12 protein-coding genes and 1 pseudogene are annotated in these 23,954 nt (G+C 66.9%); 11 read left to right on the plus strand and 2 right to left on the minus strand.

Going from position 1 to position 23,954, the window contains the following annotated elements; all coding sequences use genetic code 11:
• The first annotated feature begins 76 nt into the window (after positions 1-76).
• The 3 genes from ACSYGN_RS23990 to mfd all read left to right on the plus strand — a co-directional run bounded on the left by ACSYGN_RS23990 (position 77) and on the right by mfd (position 7,571).
• Positions 77-865 (plus strand): ABC transporter ATP-binding protein, encoded by a 789-nt coding sequence (locus ACSYGN_RS23990; protein WP_460398900.1) that lies wholly within the window; start codon positions 77-79, stop codon positions 863-865.
• The gene (locus tag ACSYGN_RS23995; protein ID WP_460398902.1) at positions 862-3,441 is read left to right on the plus strand and encodes an ABC transporter permease; all 2,580 of its coding nucleotides are present in this window, start codon (positions 862-864) and stop codon (positions 3,439-3,441) included. Before ACSYGN_RS23990 ends, ACSYGN_RS23995 begins: the two co-directional genes overlap by 4 nt.
• Before the next feature lie 584 nt (positions 3,442-4,025).
• Entirely contained in the window at positions 4,026-7,571 is a 3,546-nt protein-coding gene (mfd, locus tag ACSYGN_RS24000) for a transcription-repair coupling factor (RefSeq protein WP_460398904.1), read from the plus strand.
• A gap of 157 nt (positions 7,572-7,728) precedes the next feature.
• Here the strand turns inward: mfd and ACSYGN_RS24005 are convergent, their stop codons facing one another.
• Positions 7,729-8,280: a hypothetical protein gene (locus ACSYGN_RS24005; protein ID WP_460398906.1), complete on the minus strand. Its 552-nt coding sequence runs from the start codon at positions 8,278-8,280 to the stop codon at positions 7,729-7,731.
• A gap of 188 nt (positions 8,281-8,468) precedes the next feature.
• On the minus strand, positions 8,469-8,969 hold the full coding sequence (locus tag ACSYGN_RS24010) for a hypothetical protein (RefSeq protein ID WP_460398908.1): 501 nt from the start codon (positions 8,967-8,969) through the stop codon (positions 8,469-8,471).
• Positions 8,970-9,496: 527 nt separating this feature from the next.
• Between ACSYGN_RS24010 and ACSYGN_RS24015 the strand changes: the two genes are divergently transcribed.
• From ACSYGN_RS24015 to ACSYGN_RS24050, 8 genes and pseudogenes are all read left to right on the plus strand, one after another.
• Positions 9,497-10,051 carry a type 1 periplasmic-binding domain-containing protein gene (locus ACSYGN_RS24015; protein ID WP_460398910.1) on the plus strand — a complete coding sequence of 185 codons (555 nt, stop codon included), beginning with the start codon at positions 9,497-9,499 and terminating at the stop codon, positions 10,049-10,051.
• A 233-nt stretch (positions 10,052-10,284) separates the two neighbouring features.
• The gene (locus ACSYGN_RS24020) at positions 10,285-12,636 is read left to right on the plus strand and encodes a DNRLRE domain-containing protein (RefSeq protein ID WP_460398912.1); all 2,352 of its coding nucleotides are present in this window, start codon (positions 10,285-10,287) and stop codon (positions 12,634-12,636) included.
• 441 nt (positions 12,637-13,077) lie between these two features.
• Positions 13,078-13,503 (plus strand): annotated as a pseudogene (locus ACSYGN_RS24025) (LamG-like jellyroll fold domain-containing protein); the annotation flags it as partial.
• 692 nt (positions 13,504-14,195) lie between these two features.
• Positions 14,196-20,924, plus strand: coding sequence for a LamG-like jellyroll fold domain-containing protein (locus ACSYGN_RS24030; RefSeq protein WP_460398914.1), 6,729 nt, complete (start codon positions 14,196-14,198; stop codon positions 20,922-20,924).
• A 74-nt stretch (positions 20,925-20,998) separates the two neighbouring features.
• On the plus strand, positions 20,999-21,628 hold the full coding sequence (locus ACSYGN_RS24035; protein WP_460398916.1) for an SUKH-4 family immunity protein: 630 nt from the start codon (positions 20,999-21,001) through the stop codon (positions 21,626-21,628).
• 458 nt (positions 21,629-22,086) lie between these two features.
• Complete coding sequence (locus ACSYGN_RS24040; protein ID WP_460398918.1) at positions 22,087-22,590, plus strand: hypothetical protein; 504 nt, start codon at positions 22,087-22,089, stop codon at positions 22,588-22,590.
• 223 nt (positions 22,591-22,813) lie between these two features.
• Entirely contained in the window at positions 22,814-23,170 is a 357-nt protein-coding gene (locus ACSYGN_RS24045; RefSeq protein WP_460398920.1) for a hypothetical protein, read from the plus strand.
• Entirely contained in the window at positions 23,146-23,907 is a 762-nt protein-coding gene (locus ACSYGN_RS24050) for a DUF4265 domain-containing protein (protein ID WP_460398922.1), read from the plus strand. Before ACSYGN_RS24045 ends, ACSYGN_RS24050 begins: the two co-directional genes overlap by 25 nt.
• Positions 23,908-23,954 lie beyond the last annotated feature (47 nt).

A 23,954-nucleotide genomic window follows, 5' to 3' on the forward strand; every position in this document is an offset into this window, starting at 1 on the left:
CCGTGCGCCCGCACCGTCCGCCGAACCGATCGGCGCGGGCTGACAACACTCGCAGGATCTACTGAGGAGATACACCGTGACTTCGGCTGTGACCATTCCCAGGCATGGGGGCACTGGAGAGCGTACGGCCGTCGCCGCGCGGGCGCGGCAGGTCGTCAAGGCTTACGGGACCGGGGAGACCCGCGTCGTCGCCCTCGACCATGTCGACGTGGACATCGCCCGGGGCCAGTTCACCGCGATCATGGGGCCGTCGGGCTCCGGCAAGTCGACGCTGATGCACTGCCTCGCGGGCCTGGACACCGTCTCCAGCGGGCAGATCTACCTGGACGAGACCGAGATAACCGGACTGAAGGACAAGAAGCTCACGCAGCTGCGCCGGGACCGGATCGGCTTCATCTTCCAGGCGTTCAATCTGCTGCCCACGCTGAACGCGCTCGAGAACATCACGCTCCCGATGGACATCGCCGGCCGCAAGCCGGACAAGGCGTGGCTCCAGCAGGTCGTGGAGACCGTGGGGCTCGCAGACCGGCTCAAGCACCGCCCCGCCCAGTTGTCCGGCGGCCAGCAGCAGCGTGTCGCCGTGGCGCGCGCCCTGGCGGCCCGCCCAGAGATCATCTTCGGTGACGAGCCGACCGGCAACCTGGACTCGCGTGCGGGTGCCGAGGTGCTGGGCTTCCTGCGGCGGTCCGTGGACGAGCTGGGCCAGACCATCGTGATGGTCACCCACGACCCGGGTGCCGCGTCGTACGCGGACCGTGTGCTGTACCTCGCCGACGGCCGCATCGTCGACGAGATGCACCAGCCGACGGCCGATCAGGTCCTGGACCGCATGAAGGACTTCGACGCCCGGGGGCGTACGTCATGACCGTCATGAAGACCTCCCTGCGCAACTTCTTCGCGCACAAGGGGCGCATGGCCCTCTCCGCGGTCGCGGTCCTGCTGTCGGTGGCGTTCGTCTGCGGGACGCTCGTGTTCACCGACACCATGAACACCACCTTCGACAAGCTGTTCCAGGCCACCTCCGCCGATGTGACGGTGAGCGCCAAGGCCGCCTCCGACAACGGCGCGACGACCTCCGACAACGGCAAACCGCCGGTGATGCCCGCCTCCGTGCTCACGAACGTGCGCAAGGCGCAGGGCGTCCGGTGGGCCGAGGGCACGGTGTTCTCCACCTCGGTGACCGTCGTCGACGCGAAGAAGGACAGCCTGTCGCCGAAGAGCGGCGCGCCGACCATCGTCGGCAACTGGAACCGCAACGACGCCCGCACCATGAAGATCGCGTCCGGGACGGCGCCGCACGGCTCCGGCCAGGTCATGGTCGACAAGGACACCGCCGACAAGCACCACCTCAAGCTGGGTGACGAGATCGGTCTGATCAGCGCGGTCGGCACGCACACCGCGAAGCTCTCCGGTATCGCCGACTTCGCCGTCACCAACCCCGGTGCCGCGATCTTCTACCTGGACACCCCGACCGCGCAGCACGCCCTGGTCGGCCGGACCGGCGTGTACACGAACGTCGAGGTCATGGCGGTCAAGGGTGTCACCCAGACGCAGCTGAAGCAGAACGTGGCCGCCGCGACGGGCGGCGACTACAAGGTCCGCACCGCCAAGGAGAACGCGGACGCCAACCAGAAGGACGTCAAGAGCTTCATGGACGTCATGAGGTACGGCATGCTCGGCTTCGCCGGTGTCGCCTTCCTGGTCGGTATTTTCCTGATCATCAACACGTTCTCCATGCTGGTCGCCCAGCGCACCCGGGAGATCGGCCTCATGAGGGCCATCGGCTCCTCGCGCCGGCAGGTCAACCGCTCCGTGCTCGCGGAGGCCCTGCTGCTCGGTGTCGTCGGCTCGGTCCTGGGTGTCGGCGCGGGCGTCGGCATCGCGATCGGCCTGATGAAGCTGATGACCTCGATGGGCATGACGCTGTCCACGGACGACCTGACGGTCGCCTGGACGACCCCGGTGGTCGGCCTGGTCCTCGGTGTCGTCGTCACCGTCCTCGCCGCCTATCTGCCCGCCCGGCGCGCCGGAAAGGTCTCCCCGATGGCCGCCCTGCGCGACGCGGGCGCCCCGGCCGACGCCAAGGCGAGCACCATCCGCGCGAGCATCGGCCTGCTCCTCACCGCCGGCGGCGCCTTCTGCCTGTACCTGGCCGCCACTGCCGCCAAGGCGACCACGGGCTCGGCCTGGCTCGGCCTGGGCGTGGTGCTGTCCCTGATCGGCTTCGTGGCCGTCGGCCCGCTCCTGGTGGGCGGACTGGTCAGGGTGCTCAGCGCCGTCCTGCTGCGGGTCTTCGGTTCCGTCGGCCGTCTCGCCGAGCGCAACGCGCTGCGCAACCCGCGCCGTACCGGCGCCACCGGCGCCGCGCTGATGATCGGCCTGGCGCTGGTCGCCTGTCTGTCGGTCGTCGGCTCGTCCATGGTCGCCTCGGCGACCGACCAGCTCGACAAGACCGTCGGCACCGACTTCATCATCGGCAACGACTCCGGTCAGCTCATCACCCCGCAAGCGGTGAAGGCCGTCAAGTCGACGCCGGGGCTGGCGCGGGTCACCGAGTACCGCAGCACCGAGGCCGCGTTCACCACACCCGACGGCAAGACCCTCAAGAACACGCGGATCACGGCGGCCGACCCGACCTACGCCACCGACCTGCGCACCAAGACGGTCGCCGGAGACCTCGCGGACGCCTACAAGCCGAACTCCATGTCCGTGCACGACAAGTTCGCCAAGGACCACGGCATCCACCTGGGCTCCACGATCGCCGTCGACTTCAAGGACGGCGGCACGGCCCGGCTCACGGTCCGCGCGATCACCAGCGACGACGTCGTCATCGACAAGGGCTCCATGTACACCGCGATCTCGACGCTCGCCAAGTACGTGCCCGCCGACCGGATGCCGCTCGACCAGCTGGTCTTCGCCTCCGCCGAGGACGGGCAGCAGGCCGCCGCGTACAAGTCGCTGAAGTCCGCAATGCACGACTACCCGCAGTACACCGTGCGCGACCAGACCGACTACAAGAAGGCGCTCAAGGACCAGATCGGCCAGCTCCTGAACATGATCTACGGCCTGCTGGCCCTGGCGATCATCGTCGCGATCCTCGGCGTGGTGAACACCCTGGCCCTCTCGGTGGTCGAACGGACCCGCGAGATCGGCCTGATGCGGGCGATCGGCCTCTCCCGCCGCCAGCTCCGCCGCATGATCCGCCTGGAGTCGGTCGTGATCGCCCTGTTCGGCGCGCTCCTCGGCCTCGGCCTGGGCATGGGCTGGGGCGCCACCGCCCAGCAGCTCCTCGCACTGGAGGGCCTGAAGGTCCTGGAGATCCCCTGGCCGACGATCATCGCGGTCTTCATCGGCTCGGCCTTCGTAGGCCTCCTCGCAGCCCTGGTGCCGGCGTTCCGCGCAGGCCGCATGAACGTCCTCAACGCGATCGCCACGGAGTAGTGGCAGCTACGGCACCTCGTCGTACGGGGGCGACGGTCGTACGGGGTGCCGATCGCACGGGGGTGCGGGCCCGGTACCGGGAAGCCTACGGGGGGCTTCCCGGCACCGGGCCCTACGGCGTTTGCGGTGGTAGAGCGGACCCTGCGAAGTCGACTACGGTCCGGCAGCACCCAAGGGGCGCGGGGCTGTGCCGATATGCGGCTCCGCCGCGTGGGCGCGACCAGCCACGACGCACCCGCAGACGATCGACGGCCCATCCGCACCGTGCGCTGAGCGCCCCTGGCGGGGTCTGCCGACGGCCGGGCAGCACCCCAAGGGGCGCGGGGAACTGCGCGACCAGCCACGACGCACCCGCAGACGACCGATGGCCCATAGCGGCCCTTCCCGCGGAGCGCCCGGCGCCAGGGTGATGGCGAGTTGTCCACAGGCTCCGGCACCGGCAGGGCCGTCGTCGTAGGCTGGAAGCCCCCCGCCCCGTCGGACGTGCCGGGCACTTCGTGTTGCCCGCCCCCTCCCACCCGGCCCCGGAAACCGGGCGAAACCCCGCCCTGAACCCCCCGCACCCTCGGACGAAAGCCCCCTCCATGAGCCTGCACGGTCTGCTCGACGCCGTCGTCAAGGACACCGCCCTCGCGGAAGCGATCAAGGCGGCCACCGACGGCAACCGGATGCATGTCGACCTGGTCGGCCCCCCGGCGGCGCGTCCCTTCACGGTGGCCGCGCTGGCCCGCGAGACCGGCCGCCCGGTGCTCGCGGTGACCGCGACCGGCCGGGAGGCCGAGGACCTGGCGGCGGCCCTGCGCTCCCTGCTGCCGCCCGAGGGCGTCGTCGAGTTCCCGTCGTGGGAGACGCTGCCCCACGAGCGGCTCAGCCCGCGCAGCGACACCGTCGGCCGCCGTCTCGCCGTACTGCGCCGCCTGGCCCACCCGAACCCCGACGACCCCGCCACCGGGCCGGTCTCGGTGGTCGTGGCGCCCGTACGGTCCGTGCTCCAGCCGCAGGTCAGGGGCCTCGGCGACCTGGAGCCGGTGTCTTTGCGCACGGGCGGCACGGCCGATCTCGGCACCGTGGTCGAGGCGTTGGCGGCGGCCGCGTACTCACGGGTGGAACTGGTCGAGAAGCGCGGCGAGTTCGCCGTACGCGGCGGCATCCTGGACGTGTTCCCGCCCACCGAGGAACACCCCCTGCGCGTCGAGTTCTGGGGCGACGACGTCGAGGAGATCCGCTACTTCAAGGTCGCCGACCAGCGCTCCCTGGAGGTCGCCGAACACGGCCTGTGGGCGCCGCCGTGCCGCGAACTGCTGCTCACCGACGACGTCCGCACGCGCGCGCGTGCGCTCGCCGAACAGCACCCGGAGCTCGGCGAACTGCTCGGCAGGATCGCCGAGGGCATCGCCGTGGAGGGCATGGAGAGTCTGGCGCCCGTCCTGGTCGACGACATGGAGCTGATGCTCGACGTGCTGCCCAAGGGCGCGATGGCCGTCGTGTGCGACCCGGAGCGGGTGCGCACGCGCGCGAGCGACCTCGTGGCCACCTCGCAGGAGTTCCTCCAGGCGTCCTGGGCGGCGACAGCGGGCGGCGGGGAGGCGCCCATCGACGTCGGTGCCGCCTCCCTGTGGTCCATCGCGGACGTACGGGACCGCGCGCGCGAGCTGGACATGATGTGGTGGTCGGTGTCCCCGTTCGCCGCCGACGACACCTTCGCCCTCGACAACGGCAACGACACCCTCAAGCTGGGCATGCACGCGCCGGAGACCTACCGCGGCGACACCGCGAGGGCGCTCGCCGACACCAAGGGCTGGCTCGCCTACGGCTGGCGCGCGGTGTTCGTCACCGAGGGCCACGGCCCCGCGGCCCGCACGGCCGAGGTGCTCGGCAGCGAGGGCATCGCCGCCCGCCTCGACACCGATCTCGGCGCGCTGTCCCCGGCGGTCGTGCATGTGGCATGCGGGTCGATCGACTACGGCTTCGTCGACCCGGACCTGAAGCTCGCGGTGCTCACCGAGACCGATCTGACCGGCCAGAAGGCCGCGGGCCGCGACGGCGCGCGCATGCCGGCCCGCCGCCGCAAGACCATCGACCCGCTCACCCTGGAGGCGGGCGACTACATCGTCCACGAGCAGCACGGCGTCGGCCGCTACATCGAGATGGCGCAGCGCACCGTGCAGGGCGCCACCCGTGAGTACCTGGTCGTCGAGTACGCCCCGGCCAAGCGCGGCCAGCCCGGCGACCGGCTCTACATCCCCACCGACCAGCTCGAGCAGATCACCAAGTACGTCGGCGGCGAGGCGCCCACCCTGCACCGGCTCGGCGGCGCCGACTGGACGAAGACCAAGGCGCGCGCGAAGAAGGCCGTCAAGGAGATCGCGGCCGACCTCATCAAGCTCTACAGCGCGCGCATGGCCGCGCCGGGACACGCCTTCGGTACCGACACGCCGTGGCAGCGCGAGCTGGAGGACGCCTTCCCGTACGCGGAGACCCCCGACCAGCTGACCACCATCGCCGAGGTCAAGGACGACATGGAGAAGTCGGTCCCGATGGACCGCCTGATCTGCGGCGACGTCGGCTACGGCAAGACGGAGATCGCGGTCCGCGCCGCGTTCAAGGCCGTCCAGGACGGCAAGCAGGTCGCCGTCCTGGTGCCCACGACCCTGCTGGTGCAGCAGCACTTCGGCACCTTCGGCGAGCGCTACTCCCAGTTCCCCGTCAATGTGCGCGCCCTGTCCCGCTTCCAGACCGACACGGAGGCGAAGGCCGTCCTGGAGGGCCTGCGGGAGGGCGCGGTGGACGTCGTCATCGGCACCCACCGGCTGTTCTCCTCCGAGACCAAGTTCAAGGACCTCGGCCTGGTCATCGTCGACGAGGAGCAGCGCTTCGGCGTCGAACACAAGGAGCAGCTGAAGAAGCTGCGCGCCAACGTCGACGTGCTGACGATGTCCGCGACCCCGATCCCGCGCACCCTGGAGATGGCGGTCACCGGCATCCGCGAGATGTCGACGATCACCACCCCGCCCGAGGAGCGCCACCCGGTGCTCACCTTCGTCGGGCCGTACGAGGAGAAGCAGATCGGCGCCGCGGTGCGCCGTGAACTGCTGCGCGAGGGCCAGGTCTTCTACATCCACAACCGGGTCGAATCCATCGACCGGGCGGCTGCGCGTCTCCGCGACATCGTCCCCGAGGCCCGGATCGCCACCGCCCACGGCCAGATGTCGGAGTCGGCCCTCGAACAGGTCGTCGTCGACTTCTGGGAGAAGAAGTTCGATGTCCTGGTGTCGACGACGATCGTCGAGTCCGGCATCGACATCTCCAACGCCAACACGCTGATCGTGGAGCGCGGCGACACCTTCGGGCTGTCCCAGCTGCACCAGCTGCGCGGCCGGGTCGGGCGCGGCCGTGAGCGCGGCTACGCCTACTTCCTGTACCCGCCGGAGAAGCCGCTCACGGAGACCGCGCACGAGCGGCTCGCCACCATCGCCCAGCACACCGAGATGGGCGCGGGCATGTACGTGGCGATGAAGGACCTGGAGATCCGCGGCGCCGGAAACCTCCTGGGTGGCGAGCAGTCCGGCCATATCGCGGGCGTCGGCTTCGACCTGTACGTACGCATGGTCGGCGAGGCGGTCGCGGACTACCGGAGGCAGCTGGAGACGGGAGAGATCGAGGAGGAGGCCCCGCTGGAGGTCAAGATCGAGCTCCCGGTCGACGCGCACGTCCCGCACGACTACGCGCCCGGCGAGCGGCTGCGTCTCCAGGCGTACCGTGCCATCGCCTCCGTCAACTCGGAGGACGACATCAAGTCGGTCCGCGAGGAACTGGTCGACCGCTACGGCAAGCTGCCCGAGCCGGTGGAGAACCTGCTGCTGGTGGCGGGCCTGCGGATGCTGGCCCGCGCGTGCGGCGTCGGCGAGATCGTCCTCCAGGGCACCAACATCCGCTTCGCACCGGTGGAACTGCGCGAGTCCCAGGAACTGCGCCTCAAGCGCCTCTACCCGGGCTCGGTCATCAAACCGGCCGCCCACCAGGTACTGGTACCCCGCCCCAAGACGGCGAAGGTGGGCGGCAAACCGCTGATCGGCAGGGAACTGCTGGGCTGGGTGGGCGAGTTCCTGGCATCGATCCTGGGCTCGTAGCGGCGGGGGACAGCTGACACGACTTCACACCCGCGGCCCGGGCGAGGACATCCCTCACCCGGGCCGCGCGCGAACCTCCAGGACCCCGGCTCGCTCGGCGCCGGGCTTCCGGTAAGACCTCAACCTGCGGCAGATAGCGGAAACGGAGGCCCCTTCATCAACTCGCCAACAGCGCAGCGAGACGCTCCCTGCCTGTATGGGCGCAGTCCGTCCGCAGAGCAATGGTGTCGACCGCCTCGCCGGCGTGACGGATGGAGCGGCGCTGCCAATCGAGCTCTTCTTCGTAGAAATGGGCCCCTGTCACATTCTGCTGCAATTGACCCATTGCCGTCAGAACGATGTGCCCGCATCGCTCGGCTTCTGCAGCATTCGTGGAACCGGCGCAGAGGATGGCATAGCGTAGAGCGAGCACGCTGCAAAAGGCATAGATATCATCAACGGCGGTGTGGCCTGTTTCTGGCGGTTGCATCTCCGGGAATCCTTCAAGGCGTCGCACCCTGTCGGAAAAATCGTCCAGCGAGTCTCCGAGGTCCCACAGACGCTGCAGCGTTCCGATGAAGAAATCAACGTCTGCGCCCCGCTCCGGCGTGCCCGCACGCAGACCGGTGAAAATCTGGGCCATGCGCTCGACGCAGCCAGCCGCGTAGACACGGGCGACGCCCCCGCCGTCTCCTTGAAGAACCGCCACGACATCCGCTTCGACCAGCATTGATCCTCTGTAGTTCCAAGCGCCATGTGCCACTCTGCACACCGCAGAGAGCAGTTTAGGACACTGCGAAGGTGCCCTCCAGGAGAGCCGCCCCCGCGATCGGCGTCGAAACGTCAATGGTTGCAACTCGGCAGAACGCCGCTGCGTACCTGGACCGGACGGTTCGACCCACGTGCGCCATAACGAACTCACCCGTCGTGCTGGTGTCCCGCGGGGAACCGCGCCATCACACTCACTGGTAGACCAGTGTCGATGTATGCAATGCCGAGGATGAGGGGAAGATGGCCGATCTTCCATTCGGCGAGCAGAATGAACTCCTCCCGGTCAATCCCCAACTCTTCCCCGCGCTCAACGTCGACGCCCCTTGCGGTTACCTGGTTCACCAGATCGCCCATGACATGCCGGAAGAAACCTTCTTCAGCCTCACAGACCGCAATGACGGCTTCGTATCCCAGATCGTCGGCGTCAGCTGGATAGACTTCCTTGAAGAGAACATCGATGAACCAACTACCGCTGTCCTGGTAGAGGTTGAGTCGAATCCCCTGTGCCTCGAAGTGACGAGAGTACTGAGGGGCCGTCGAACCTGAGGCTGTCCACCCAAGCTCGGTGAGCGTCTCGTTGAGGCTCTCCAGGTCACTTCCCAGCTCCGACCGGGAGGCTTGAACCACCGTTTTTGCGAGAGTGTTCATCGACTATCTACATTCCGATCCCTGGCACGTGCCAGACCAAGAAGGCAGCACGCAAGGCGGCGTTCGGACTGGCGGCCTCGGCAGCGGTGCTCGGTGTCCCGCCGACTGGCCACGGTCGTGGAGTTGCCGACCATCTGGTAAAGGTCCCGGTGGCGGCGGCCGGCGCGATCCCTCACGGCGAGCGGACGGCACCCGCCGCCCAGCCTGCCGCCCCGGACCGCTCCCTCGCCCCATGAGTCGGCCCTCCGGCCGCGCGCCATGTACCCTACGCGTCGCTTCCGCATTCGCGCATACGTACGCACATCCCGAGAGCAGAGGTAGATCGCTGTGAAGCACGACGTGGGTGCCGCTCACACGGGCCGCACGGCCGGGTCGAGGCCGGGCATCGTGGGGCCGTCGGCCCGGGGACTCCGCCAGTCGGCCGGATCGTCCGCGGGCGGATCGCGATGAAGGTCCGGCGTGCTTGGCGCGAGAACGAGCGCCGCAGCGGGGCGCGCGAGGCCGGCAGCATCTGGAGCAGAGTGTCCGTGACTCGGGTGACGGCCGTGGTCGCCGACGCGTTGCGGGGCCGCAGGGGCTGGGCGGCGGCAGGCGGCGCAGGGGTGGTCGTGCTCGCGCTGGCGGGCGTGTGGTTGTTCGGCGGCAGTGAGCAGGACGGGCCGCCTGATGCGCGTGCGCGGCAGTACACCGAGGTCGACGCCTGCCTGCTGACCGGCGAGAAGGGCATCCAGGCGGGCACGCGCGCCGCCACCGTGTGGCAGGGCATGCAGAAGGCGTCCCTGGAGACTCTGGCCCGGGTCAACTACGTACCGGTGACGGGACCTCAGTCGGTCGGCAACGTCCGGCCGTTCTTCAACAGCCTGATGCAGCGGCAGTGCGAGGTCGTCCTGGCCGTCGGCGACGCCCAGGTCCAGGTCGCACGGGCCGCCGCCCCGCAACACCCCGGTGTGCGCTTCGTCGTGGTGGACGGCGACGGCGAGGCTTCAGAGGCCGACAACATCACGACTGCAAAGCCCGATGCACAGCTCAAGGAGACGGTGACGGAGGCGGTCCGGCAGGCCGTGCACAAGGTCAAGAGATGACAAAACGGCCGATGGTTCCCGTCGTTCGATAAAGATCAACTAACGACTGTGATCTTGTGTGGTTCCTATGTGATCACCAGGGCAAGCTTTTGAAGCTTAATTGACGCTTCTTTAGCAAAGGCTTGCCCATGCGTGTTCGCTGGGTGCGTAGCCCTCGCCTGTACCCTCCGGGTGGTTCAGGACGGCGCAGAGCGAGGGTTACAGCACTTTCCGTTCTGCTGTCCTTCTCGTTCATGCTCACCACCGAGACAGCGGAGGCCACCGGCGCCACCCTGTCGGCGCCGGAGATGCCGGAGTTCTCACTTTCCGGCTTGTGGAAGTGGGCCAGTGAACCCTCTTCGCCGGACACCCCCGACCAGGAGGGCGGCACCGCTGGCGGCAAGAGCCACTACGCATCGACGGCGGCGACCAGCGCCGACGGCGGCGTCGGCCGCGAGCCAGGTAAGGGCAAGGGCGAACTCGACCCGTACCGGCGCGCCGTCGAGGGGACCGAGAAGGTCACCACCGGCCAGGCCAAGGGCACCGCGAAGAGCTTCGACCCGGCCACCAGCGAGCGTGACGCCGAGAAGTCGACGGCCACGTCGGACTACTACGTCAACGCCGACGGCTCGACCACGATCCGCCACTACAGCGGCCGCGCCAACTTCAAGGCGGACGACGGCACCTGGAAGCCGATCGACACCAGCCTGGTCAAGGACCAGGACGGCCGCTTCGAGCAGAAGGCCAACTCCCTCGACGTCGAGTTCGCTGCGGACGCCGCCGACAAGAAGCTGGCCTCTGTCGACTTCGGCGCCGGCCGGTCCCTGACGTACGCCCTGCGCGGCGCGGACAAGGCGGCGGCCACCGAGGGCGAGGACGGCACGGTCCTCTACCAGGACGTGCTCGCCGAGACGGACGTCCAGCTCGTCCCGGTCGCCGACGGTTTCAAGGAGAACCTCGTCCTGAACTCGCCGGACGCGGCGAACTCCTGGGTCTTCCCGCTCGACGCGAAAGGCCTGACGCCGCGCCTCGCCGAGGACGGGGACGTGGAGTTCACGGGCGCCGACGGCAAGGTGGCGGCCACCATCCCCCATGCCTACATGGAGGACGCCAAGGTCGGCCGGCACTCCGGTGAGGGCGCCCGCTCCGCGAAGGTCTCTTACGAGCTGACCACCGTGGACGGCGAGCCGGCGCTGCGTATGACCGCCGACCGCACCTGGCTGGACGACCCCGAGCGGGCCTACCCGGTCACCGTCGACCCGACGACGGTCCTCGCGAGCGAGGCGACGTACGTCCAGAACGACTACAGCGCCAACCGCTCCGCCGAGACCCAGATCAAGGTCGGCTCCTACGACGCGGGCACCACGAAGGCCAACTCCTTCCTGCAGTTCTCGTCGCTGGGTACGACGCTCGCCGGCCAGAAGGTCTCCGCGGCGACTCTCAACGTCTGGGCGCTGTGGTCCTCCACGTGTGACGCCCAGCCCTTCTCGGTGTATCCGGTGACCCAGTCGTGGTCGCCGTCGACGACCACGACCTACCCCGGCCCGTCGTACGACTCCGCCATAGGCACCGCCACCGTCGCCCCCGGCGCCTCCTGCACCAACACCAGCGGCAGCACGGGCGTCGGCGTGAAGATGCCGGTGACACTGTCGACGTCGTGGTTCACCCAGGTGGCCACAGGCGGCGCCAACTACGGCCTGGCCATGGCGGCGCCGACGAGTGACGGTCTGCACTGGAAGAAGTTCCACTCGGACGACTCGGCCACCGCGAGCTGGCGTCCGTCGCTGGACCTGACCTACACGCCCAACACCGAGCCGCAGGTCAACGCCCAGTACCCGCCGGAGAACTTCCAGGCCAACACCCTCCGGCCGGAGCTGCTGGTCTACGCGAGCGACGCGGACAAGTGGCCGAACGCCGCCCTGACGTACTCCTTCGAGGTCTACGACGCCGACTCCGGCAGCACCACGCCGGTGGCCACCTCCGGCGCCATCTCCAAGGGGAGCTGGAAGATCCCGTCGGGCAAGCTGACGTGGTCCAAGAACTACGTGTGGTACGTGGGGGTGAGCGACGGCTACGAGGAGGTGACGCACTCCAGCCGCTTCACCACGGCCGTGCCGCAGCCTCCGGTGACCTCGGGCCTGGCCCAGAACACCGACGGCCACGAGTTCGACCCGTCCGACGCGAACTACACCACCGAGGACAGCGACGCCGATGTGGAGGTGGTCGGCCCGTCGCTGGAGATCGACCGCGCGTACAACAGCATCGATCCGCGGATCGACGGCGCGTTCGGAGCCGGCTGGTCGACGGTGGCCGACATGGAGGCGACCGAGGTCAAGGACCCTGCGGGCACCGTCTCCAGTGTCATCGTCACCTACCCGGGCGGCGAGCAGGTCGCGTTCGGCCGCAACAGCGACGGAACGTTTCAGCCGCCGCTGGGCCGCTACGCCCGCCTTCAGTCGGTCACCGGCGGATACACGCTGACGGACAAGGACTTCACGGAGTACTCCTTCACGCAGACCACCGCGAAGGCCGGCACGTACGCGATATCCAAGATCAAGGACTACGCGGGCCGCACCGAGACGTTCACGTACAACACCTCCAAGTAGCTCACCAAGATCACCAACGAGACGTCGAAGCGCTCGCTCAGCCTGACCTGGCAGACCCCGGCCGGTGCCACCACCGCGCACGTCGACACGGTCTTCACCGACCCCGCCACGGCCGGCGACTCCAACACCGTGCAGACCTGGCAGTACGGCTACACGGGTGACCAGCTGACCAAGGTCTGCCCGCCGGCCGACTGGTCTCACTGCACCACGTACACCTATGCCACCGGCAACCACTACCGCACCACCGTGCTGGACGCCGACCCCTACGCCTACTGGCGTCTGGGCGAGGCATCCGGGGCGACCGTCGCCAAGGACTCGGTCGACCTCAACCAGGGCCAGTACAACGGCCTCTACCACAACGTGACCCTGGGCGGCTCCTCCGTCCTGGCGGGCTCCACCCAGCCCACGGCCACCTTCAACGGCACCACGTCGTACGTGGAGATGCCGTCGGCACCGGGTGCGACGCCGTCGTACACGACAGTCTCGCTGTGGTTCAAGACGACCACGGCCGGTGGTGTGCTCTTCTACTACGGCGACAAGCCGCTGAGCGACGCCGACCCGGTGAACAACACGACGAAGAACACTCCCGCGGTGTACGTCGGCACCGACGGCAAGCTGCGCGGCTGCCTGGCCATGTCGCCCAGTTGCAGCCCCACCGTCGTCTCCGGCGCCACCGTCACCGACGGCGCGTGGCACAACGCGGTCCTCACCGGACAGGCCACCAGCCAGACCCTGTACCTCGACGGAGTGTCCCAGGGCTCCCTCACCGGCACCATCAACGACTGGGAACAGCCCTACATCTCGCTCGGCGCGGGCGTGAACACCCAGGGCTGGCCGGCGATGAACCCGAACGACAAGCTCGGGCACTACACCGGTCAGATGGCCGAGGTCGCCATCTACTCCGAGCCCCTCGACCCGTCGGTGATCACCGCGCAGTACCAGGCCGCCAAGCGGTCCGCCGGTCTGCTCAACAAGATCACCACTCCCGGCCTGAAGACCCAGGCCCAGGTCGTCTACGGCACCACCGACGACCTGGTCACGCAGGCCACGGACGGCGACGGAGGCACCTGGAAGCTCAACCCGCCCACCGTCACCGGCTCCTCGCAGGTCTACCGCTCCGCCGTGATGGGCTCCGCCCCGTCCGGCTACTGGAGGCTGGCCGACACCCAGGGCGCCGCGCAGGCCGCCAACGAGATCCACACCGGTTTCGGTACGTACAACACCGTCACCCAGGGTGTGGCGGGCCCGTTCGGCGCGGGTGACGTGACCGCGGCGTCCTTCAACGGCACCTCGTCGTACGCCGAGATCCCGTACGCACCGTGGCACGGCTCGTCCCAGCGCGCGGTCGAGCTGTGGTTCAAGACCGGCAGCCCCGGTGTGATCCTCTCCGACCAGTCGCAGCCGCCCACCGGCTCGACCCCGGCCGGCACCTGGACCCCGCTGCTGTACGTGGGCGCCGACGGCAAGCTGCACGGCCACTGGTGGAGCGGCTCGGCCTCCGGCAGCGCCGCCTTCGGACCACGGGCACCGTCAACGACAACCAGTGGCACCACGCGGTCATGTCCACCTCGGGCACGACCCAGACGATGTACCTCGACGGCGCCAAGGTGGCCGACTTCAGCGGCCAGACCGCCGACCAGTCCAACACCCGCACCTTCGTCGGCGCGGGCTACACCAAGAACTGGTACCAGTCGCCGGGTGACGTCAGCCACTTCACCGGTTCCATCGCCGAGGTCGCGGCCTACGACCACGCCGTGGGCGCGGACGAGGTCGAGCAGCACTGGTCGGCGTACAAGGCGTCCTCCGGCGTCGCGCCGGTGCGCACGGTCACGCTGACCGACCCGACCGACAAGACGCTGACGTACGTGTACGACGCGGAGCTGGGCAACCGCCTGCTGACCGCGATCGACACCGAGGGCAAGCGGACGACGTACGGCTACGACACGGGCGGCTTCCTGCGCACCGTGACGGACGCCAACGGCAACCGCAGCACCACCGGGCACGACATCCGGGGCAACACGGTCTCCCAGACCGACTGCCAGGACACGGCCGCGAACAAGTGCGGCACCGAGTACTACACGTACTACCCGGACGCGACCACCGCGTTCCCGCCGATGGACCCCCGCAACGACCTGCTCCTGACGGAGCGGGACGCCCGTTCCACGTCCGCGACGGACAACACGTACCTGACCAGCTACTCCTATGACACCGGCGGCAACCTGCTGTCGGTGACCGGCCCCCCGGTGGCCGGCCACCCCAACGGCCGCACCGCCGCCACCACCTACACCACCACCTCGACCCCGGCGGCCGAGGGCGGTACGGCGGTGGCGCCGGCGGGCCTCATGGACACGGTGACGACGCCGGGCGGGAAGACGACGAAGTACGTCTACTTCGCCAACGGCGACCCCGCCTCGGTCACCGACGCCAACGGCGCCAAGCTGACGTACACGTACGACAACCTGGGCCGGAAGATCTCCCAGACCGAGATCTCCGACGCCAACCCGACTGGCCTGACCACCTCCTGGACGTACGACAAGGACGACCAGGTGGCCACCGAGAGCGCCCCGGCGGTCACCAACCGCGTGACCGGCGCGGTGCACCAGGCGAAGACCAGCACGTTCTACGACTACGACGGCAACGTCAGCTCGCAGACCGTCGCCGACCTCACCGGCGGTGACGCCTCGCGGACGTCGTCGATGACGTACGACGCGTACAACCGTCTCGCCACGCGGACGGACCCCGGCGGCGACGTCACGTCGTTCGAGTACGACGTCTACGGCAACAAGGTGAAGGAGACCGACCCCGAGAGCAACGCCAACACCTACACCTATGACGGTGAGAGCCGTCCTCTGACGACCAATCTGCTCGACTACACCGGCGACCCGAACAACCCCTCGGCCGCGACCACGCTGGTCCAGGAGTCCCGGGCGTACGACCCGGCGGGCCGGCTCGCGTCGCTCACCGACGCGATGGGCTGGGTGACGGCGTACACCTACACCGACGACGGTCTGTCGGCCACGGTCACGCGCAAGGACCCGGCAAGCGGCAAGGAGTTCGTCGAGGAGTCCAACACCTACGACATGGCCGGGAACCTGATCAAACAGGTGACCAACGACGGCCGGACCACGACCGCGACCACCGTGGACGCGGACGACCGTGTCACGTCGACGGTGCTCGACCCGTCCGGGCTCAACCGGTCCACGAAGGTCTCCTACGACCCGGACGACAACGTCGTCAGCGAGACGGAGACCGACCCGGCGACCGGTGACGTCAGCACCGCGGACACGCTCTACGACAACCTGGGCAACATCACCGCGAGCACCGTGCACGACGGGACCACCGCGCCCGTGGCGCGCTGGAAGCTGTCGGAGACAAGCGGCCTCACGGCCGACGACTCCTCCGGCGGCAACCACAAGGTGACGCTGGGCAGCGCCGTCACCCGCTCGACGGAGAAGGGCGGTTCCGCCGTCTTCAACGGCACCGCCAACGCCTACGGCCAGGCCGACGGCCCGGCCGTCAACACCAGCGGCAGCTTCACCGTCTCTGCGTGGGTCAAGCTCGGCTCCACGAGTGCGAACAGCACGTTCCTCGGACAGGACGGAAAGGTCGCCAGCGGCTTCCAGCTGTACTACTCCACGGCGTACGGCTGGACCTTCAACCGCCACGGCTCGGACACCACCAGTCCCGCGACCATCCGCACCTACTCCGGCACATCGGCAGTGACGACCGGCACCTGGACCCACCTCACCGGTGTCTATGACCAGGCCTCGGCATCGCTGAAGCTGTACGTCAACGGCTCCCAGTCCGGTACGACGGCCGCCTTCACCTCCCCCTGGGAGGCCACCGGCCCGCTGCAGATCGGACGACGGCTCTACAACGGGACGTACGCCGAGAACACCAACGGCTCGATCGCCGACGTCCAGGTCTACGGGGAGGCCCTGACCGCCTCCCAGGTGTCGTCGCTGTACGGCGGCACACTGCCGGCGGCCGGCAGCTCGGTCCGGTCCACCACCTGGAAGCTGGACCAGCGCGGTCTGCCGGTGTCCACGACCGACGCCAACGGCAACACCACCGACTACGGGTACGACGAGGCCGCTCAGCAGACCACCGTCACCGAGCCGGTCGTCAACGCCGAGACGAACGGCGGCACGGCCACGGCCGTCCGCCCGGTGTCGATGACCGGGTACAACACGTTCGGCGAGCAGACCGAGTCGTCCGACCCGCTCGGCAACGTCACGGTCACCGCCTACGACGCCGAGGGCCAGGAGACCTCGACGAAGCTGCCGGACTACACCGCGCCGGGGGCTCCGGCACCGATCACGGCCACGTCCTGGAACGAGTACAACGACCTCGGCCAGGTCACGGCGGAGGTCGACCCGCTGGGCAACCGCAAGACGTACACGTACACGCAGCTCGGCGACGTTGCCTCCGTCACGGATCCGGGCGGCGACAGATCGACATTCGTGTACGACACCAACGGCGACCTGCTCTCCACCACCCGGCCCAACGGGGCTCGTGAGGAGTCCACTTGGGACTACCTCGGCAACGAGCTGACCAGCACGGAGATCGTGCGCCAGCCGACGCAGCGGGCCTACACGGCGATCAACGAGTACGACGCGCCCGGGGGCGATCTCTCCCGTCAGATCAGCCCGACGGGTGTGACCCAGTCCTACAAGTACAACGTTCTGGGCGACGTCACCGAGACGACCGATCCCGCGGGCAACGTGTCGACGTACACCTACAACATGGACGGCGATGTCCTCGTCGCCCATGACACCGACGGCACGAGTACCAAGAACACCTACGACGGGTACGGCCAGCTGGTCACCACCCAGGACCTGGACCCGCTGGGCGGGGTGCTGCGCACCAGCCGCTCCACGTACGACCGCGCGGGCAACCCGGTGTCGGTGACCGACTACCGCGGCCACACCACCACGCGCACCGTGGACCCCTCAGGTCTGGTCACCAAGGCCGTGGAGCCGGTCTCCGCGACCGAATCCATCACCACGACCTACGGCTACGACGCGGCGGGCAACCGCACCCGCTTCACCGACGGCCGCGGCAACCCGTTCATCACCACCTACAACACCTGGGGGCTGCCCGAGTCGCTGATCGAGCCGTCCACCCCGGCCCACACGGCCCTGAACAACCGCACCTTCACCACGCTGTACGACGCCGACGGCCGGGTGACGGAGCAGCGCTCCGCGGGCGGTGTGACCGTCGCCAACGAGTACGACGCCAAGAGCCGGCTGACCAGGTCGACCGGCACGGGTACCACGGCCGCCACGGTCGACCACACCTACGCGTACGACTCCGACGACCGTGTCACGGCCGTGGCGGGCGACGGAACAAACCAGAACACCTTCACCTACGACGACCGCGGTCTGCTGCTGTCGACGGCCGGCCCGTCGGGCACCTCGTCCTTCGCCTACAACGGCGACGGGGCGATGACCTCGCGGACCGACGAGTCGGGCACGTCGGCCTACGGGTACGACACCGCCGGCCGGCTGAAGACGGTCGACGACGGGGCCACCGGCTCCACGCTGACCTACACCTACAACGAGAACAACGCCGTCAAGCAGATCGACTACGGCACCGCCAAGTCCAAGCGGGAGTTCTCCTACGACTCCCTGGAACGGATCACCAACGACAAACTGACCTCGTCCACCGGCACGGTGCTCGCCTCCATCTCCTACGGATGGGACGACAACGACAACCTGGCGTCGAAGACGACGACGGGAGTCACCGGTGCCTCGTCGAACACCTACAACTACGACTGGTCGAACCGCCTCACGTCGTGGAACAACGGGACGACGACGGAGGACTACGGCTACGACGCGTCGGGCAACCGCACCCGCGTCGGCGGCGACACGTACACCTACGACGCCCGTAACCGGCTCACCTCGGACGGGCACAACACGTACGCGTACACCGCGCGCGGCACGCTGAAGACGATCACGGACGAGACCGGGAAACAGACCCAGCTCAACGCCGACGCCTTCAACCGTGTGACCAACGAGGGTGACCGGACGTACACCTACGACGGCCTGGACCGGGTCCTGAACGCCAAGGACCAGACGGGCGCCGAGGTCTACTCGTTCAAGTACAGCGGCGCCGGCAACGACGTGGCCTCGGACGGCATGACGTCCTACAGCCGCGACGCGGACGGCAGCCTCCTTGGCGTCAAGACGGCCACCTCCTCGGCACTGGCCTGGACGGACATCCACGACGACGTGGTGGCCCAGTTCACCGACTCCGCGCAGACGCTGGCCGGTTCGGCGACCTACACACCGTTCGGCAAGACGTCCGCGACGACGGGGATGCTGGGCAACCTCGGCTACCAGTCCGGGTGGACCGACCCGGAGACGGCCAAGGTGAACATGGCCGCCCGCTGGTACTCGCCGCAGACCGGTCAGTTCAACAGCCGCGACACCGTGGGCAACGACCCGCTGCCCGACTCGGTGAACGCCAACCAGTACGCCTACGCCAACGACAACCCGATGACCGGCACCGACCCGACCGGCCACTGGTTCTCCTTCATCAAGAAGGCCTACAAGAAAGCCGTCAAGAAGGCCAGGCAGGTCAAGAAGGCCGCGAGTTCGGCCTGGAAGAAGACCAAGGCCAGGGTCAAGCGGGCCGAGAAGCGCGTCCGCAGGGCCGCCAAGAGAATCAAGAAGGCCGCCAGGAGGATCGCCCACAGGGCACGCCGGCAGTTCCACAAGGCCGTTCACTACGTTCACGACCACTACGAAAAAGCCAAGAGATACGTCAAACGCACCTACAAACGCGTCAAACGCTACGCCCACAAGGTCGTCCAGCACGCCAAGAAGAAATACCACCAGTACGCCAAGGCTGCCGGACACGTAGCCGCCAGGGCCTACAAGGCCGCCAAGAAATCCGTCGCCAGGATCGGCAGAGGCGTCAGGAACGCGGCCAAGGCCTCAGCCAACTACGTCAAACAACACGCCGCGACCATCGCCTCCGTCGCCGTCGGCGTGGCGGTCTTCGCCGGCTGCACGGGCGGCACGTTGGGCGGGGGCGTGGTCGCCTGCGGAGCCCTGGCGGGTGCCGCCGCCAACGCCGTCGGCTACATGATGAGCGACGGACCCAAAACCCTCACCGGCCTCGTCGGCGCGACCGCCATGGGCCTCGCCGTCGGCGCCGTGACCGGCGCTGCCGGCGAAGCAGCCTCCGGTGTAGTGGGCCGCCTCCTCCAGAATGTCGGCAGCAAGATCTTCCAGGGCGCCGCCACCGGCGCCGCGGGCGGAGCCGCCGCAGGCGCCGTCGACTACGGCGCCACCTGCTCCAAGACCGAGGAAGGCTGCAGCGCCAGCGGCGCAGCCAAAGCCACCGCCGCTGGCGCCGCACTCGGCGGACTCTTCGGAGCAGCCGCCAGCAAATACGGCAAGGGCGGCTGCACGCCGCACAGCTTCACCGGCTCCACCGGTGTGCTCATGGCGAACGCCATCACCAAGCCGATCTCCCAGATCAAGGCCGGCGACTGGGTCCTGACCGCCGAACCCGGCAAGAAGACCAAGGAGAAACACCAGGTCGAGGCGGTGATCGTCACCAAGACCGACCGCGACTACGTCGACGTCACCGTCGCCACCAAGTCCGGCCCCAAGACGATCCACACCACCAAACACCACCAGTTCTACGAAGCCACCCGCAACACCTGGACCCAGGCCACCGACCTCAAGGCAGGCTACAAGCTCCAGAACGGGGACGGTGGCACAACCCCGATCACCAAGGTCAAGTCCTACACGGCACAGCACGTCACGTACGACCTGACCATCGACGGCCTCCACACCTACCAGGTGGCGGCTGGCGAGACGGTGGTGCTCGTCCACAACACGGATGACCAATGCCCGATCGGAGCAGTCAATGAACTCTACGGCCATGAGGGCATGAGTAAGGGAGCCTTCGACTTCCGCATGAAGATCAGGAACTTCAGCGCGGGAAGGAACGTGGCTGTTGCCAAGATGCGTGACGGAGAGTTCGTCGGGGCGATCAGCAAGGGTGCCGACGACCACTCAGAAGTTGGGTTGCCTGCCGCGATCTCCAAGGCTGGGTACAAGAAGGAAGATGTCGACGGCATCTATTCGGAGCGAGCCCCTTGCGGGGATTGGAGCGCCAACTGTGACGCCTTCGTCAAATCCGAATTCCCGGGCGTCCCAGTGAGCTATTCGGTGGAATATACCGCTGACCCGCAGGTCCGGAAGGACGCAGTTTCTATCCTCAATGACCTCATCTCCAGAGCAATGCGCCGCCGCGGTATACTGCGCTGAGGCATTGCACCCCAGTTTCGCACGGGGCGCCGATTTTCGGCGCCCCGTGCGGCATGTCCGAGGAGTTTCAGACGGTGACCCAATCTTTCGTTGGTCATGTCTTCGCTGGCCCCCATGTCGAGGAGTGGCTTCTTCCCGAGGACGCCAAGCAAGCACTGCAGACTGTCGGCGTGCCTAAAATGGCCGCCTCATGGAAAGCTGCTCGCATCCAGAGAGGCAAGGCCCCAATTCTTCACTTCGAGGGAATTGAACCATTGTATGAGATTGTTCGCAAGGTATCCCTTTGGAACCCAGATCGAGCCTACTGTTGCTTCGGCGCGGAGTCACACACGGGGCGAGTATTCCGAGCTCATCCCAAGGTGCCTTCCGACGAAGTGGACTCGCAGACCGCTTTTGGCGTGCCCCGATTGGTGAACACTTCCGTTTTGTCCTTCTTGAGGGCTCTCGATCTGGAAGCCGCACAGTATATCGACCTGTTCGGGGCCCCCTCCGCGAAGCAGCGCGCCGAGATGCATGCGCCTGTCGAGCCCGATGATGACATTCTTTGGTCGGTTAGCGAGAGGTATCTTTGGAAGATGCGCGACCTTGACCCAGTGGCCTGGGATGATCCCGAAGGGTACTGGAGGAACCTTTATCGCGAGACCTGGGAGGAAACGGGTTACCCTCCATTCCGATTTGGGTCGAACCCCTTCGAGGCCGACTGATCCTTTTCGGTCTGGCCCCGCCCGTCACCCGCAAGGGGGTCAGACCGAAAAGGCTCATTTCTTGGCGAGTGCTTCGGCCATAACGCGGTGAAGCCGTCGGTCCGTCCAATCTCCGTGCCTGGGGCCGCCGCCGCAACGCATCGGCCCGCTCCTGCGGGACTTGGGTCGAGTAGCCGTCACCTGCGCTGTTGCTCCGAGGTTATGACATCGCCGATCCCTATAATATGATCAGTTTCAGGCGAGAAATCCAGAGTTTGTGGCGGCGGCGCGAAAGCGGATATTTGGAAACATGAATCCCGATCACGTCTGGGAACTGCAACTAGGAGGGCCTGATGTCGTGAGTAATCTCCATATGCTCGATGCCACCACCAACCAAGTAATAGGTCGGCAGATCAGGTTGCAAATCGCGCATACGCCGGACTTTACGCCCATAACCGTGAAGGTTCAGGGGCCTCCCGATGGCAGATGAACTCGGGCGAGCCCTTTCGAAGGCTCGTGAAGAAATCGAATCAGGAGTGGAGTGGAGTATCTACAACTCCATTCCAGACGGCGCCTCTCGGCGGCCGGAGTTGGACGCGCCGGAGGAATATATCGACTTCCTGTTGATAGCTGACGGGGTCATCATGGGGTGTGTGGTAATCCTTGACAGGAAGAGCGCCGAGAAGTCCCAGGTGTGGATTTCTCCTGGCAATGTAGATGTTCCCGAGGATCCCGATAACTGGTTTGTCGCCGGTAAAGTCAATGAGAATCCTGTGCTGTTGAATCGCCAGAATGGATCGGTCTGGATTTATTCCGACATCTTGACTTCCTGGTGGGCAAGTCAAGATTTCGAGAGAGCGGCAGACAGTCTTGCCGAGTTTGTTATGAAATACGGACTCGGTCCAGGATATCTGCGGCTAACCGGTGCCCCGGAGTCAGATCAGTGGTGGCGGCTGCTGCGTCAGTTCGGATACGCCCCGTAGTTGCCGATTGAGGGGACTCTCCCGTCTTTGATCGGGAGGGTCCCCTCACCGCGAGGCCTCCGGCTTGCGTAGCGGCCCTGCCGCAGGCTTACACGTCAAGGTGAACCGGAGACACACAAAAACATCCCTTCCGACTGCAGAAGTGAGCACCCCTGGGTACCTGGAGATCAGGCCCGCAGGGCTTCCAATTTCCCGTGCCTGAGGCGCCTGCTAGATTTACGCCATGATGTCACCTGCTTTGCGTGTATTCACTGCGGCCGACGAAGTCTATGACGATCCGTCATGGGAGACATTGGCGAACGTGCTGAGCGAGATGAATCTTCGCTTTCGCTTCGTTATCCTCAGGCGGTTTGGTAGAGAGCCGAGCGGTCAACATTACATTCAGGTATATCTGAATGACGACATGAGCTGTCAGGTGGAGTACCGCGAGGGCGGACCGGACCGACACTATCAGGCCCATGTGGCCCCAATGCATGAATTGCTGCGGTTTGATGATATCGCCGCGCTTATGAGCGACTGGGCTTACGACCGCCCGGGATGGCGGGAGGCCATGGAGTGGACTCCCAAGCCGATCGCTTGACTCTCGCAGAGGCTGACAGTGGCGATCTCTGCGGGGTGACTGCGTGGGATGCGTTCGCGGGACAGGGTGGCTCCGTTGAATCCGCCGCCGAACCACTCGGGACAATGGCCGCCTCCCCGGTGGCCAGCAAACATGGAGGCGACAGTGCCCAACCTCAGAGTAATTCCATAGATTGGGTGCGGCGGGCCGCAAATGCGGCACGCCGCACATTGATTTTCATAACAATGGAGGGCATCTTGCAGGTCACGATTGATGGAATTATCTATGTTAGCCACGAGGACCCGGCATGGAGAGGAGATAATAATTTCATGGCCATGGTCGATCTGACTCCATTCGATCTGGGAGGAATGATTGAGCAGGTGTGGCTCAGGAAGGACGAGGAAGGCTGCGGCTATGAAGTCTGCTGCATTCCCTTCTATGCCTACGGTCTCGCACTGGGCGACGTGGTGGAGAAGACCGACTCGAATACCGCTGGCGATTTGGTCAGCAAGTCGGGGCATCGTGTCCTTCGGGTATTCTTCGCCGAGCCTCGACCCTCGACGGACAGCCGATCGGCACTAAGCACAGCTGTCGAGTCCGCCGGGCTTCTGAGCGAATGGAACGGCGACCGTCATGTGGCTATCGATGTCACTGATATCTCAGCTGTGCAATCAGTCTTCGATTCCATACATGGGGAAATTCAAAACAGAACCGCTTTCCGGGAATGGAATGATTCCAAAAATTTCAGATCTACCTGACCTGGATTTTTATTTCGCCAAATCTGCAATAGCGGTAGTACTTGGAG

It is taken from the genome of Streptomyces sp. YIM S03343, assembly GCF_054729195.1.

Coding starts and splice junctions, on each gene's coding strand:
- ACSYGN_RS23995 (WP_460398902.1), top strand. CDS start 862: ATGACCGTCATGAAGACCTCCCTGCGCAACTTCTTCGCGCACAAGGGG.
- mfd (WP_460398904.1), top strand. CDS start 4,026: ATGAGCCTGCACGGTCTGCTCGACGCCGTCGTCAAGGACACCGCCCTC.
- ACSYGN_RS24005 (WP_460398906.1), bottom strand. CDS start 8,280: ATGCTGGTCGAAGCGGATGTCGTGGCGGTTCTTCAAGGAGACGGCGGG.
- ACSYGN_RS24010 (WP_460398908.1), bottom strand. CDS start 8,969: ATGAACACTCTCGCAAAAACGGTGGTTCAAGCCTCCCGGTCGGAGCTG.
- ACSYGN_RS24020 (WP_460398912.1), top strand. CDS start 10,285: ATGCTCACCACCGAGACAGCGGAGGCCACCGGCGCCACCCTGTCGGCG.
- ACSYGN_RS24030 (WP_460398914.1), top strand. CDS start 14,196: ATGTCCACCTCGGGCACGACCCAGACGATGTACCTCGACGGCGCCAAG.
- ACSYGN_RS24040 (WP_460398918.1), top strand. CDS start 22,087: ATGGCAGATGAACTCGGGCGAGCCCTTTCGAAGGCTCGTGAAGAAATC.
- ACSYGN_RS24045 (WP_460398920.1), top strand. CDS start 22,814: ATGATGTCACCTGCTTTGCGTGTATTCACTGCGGCCGACGAAGTCTAT.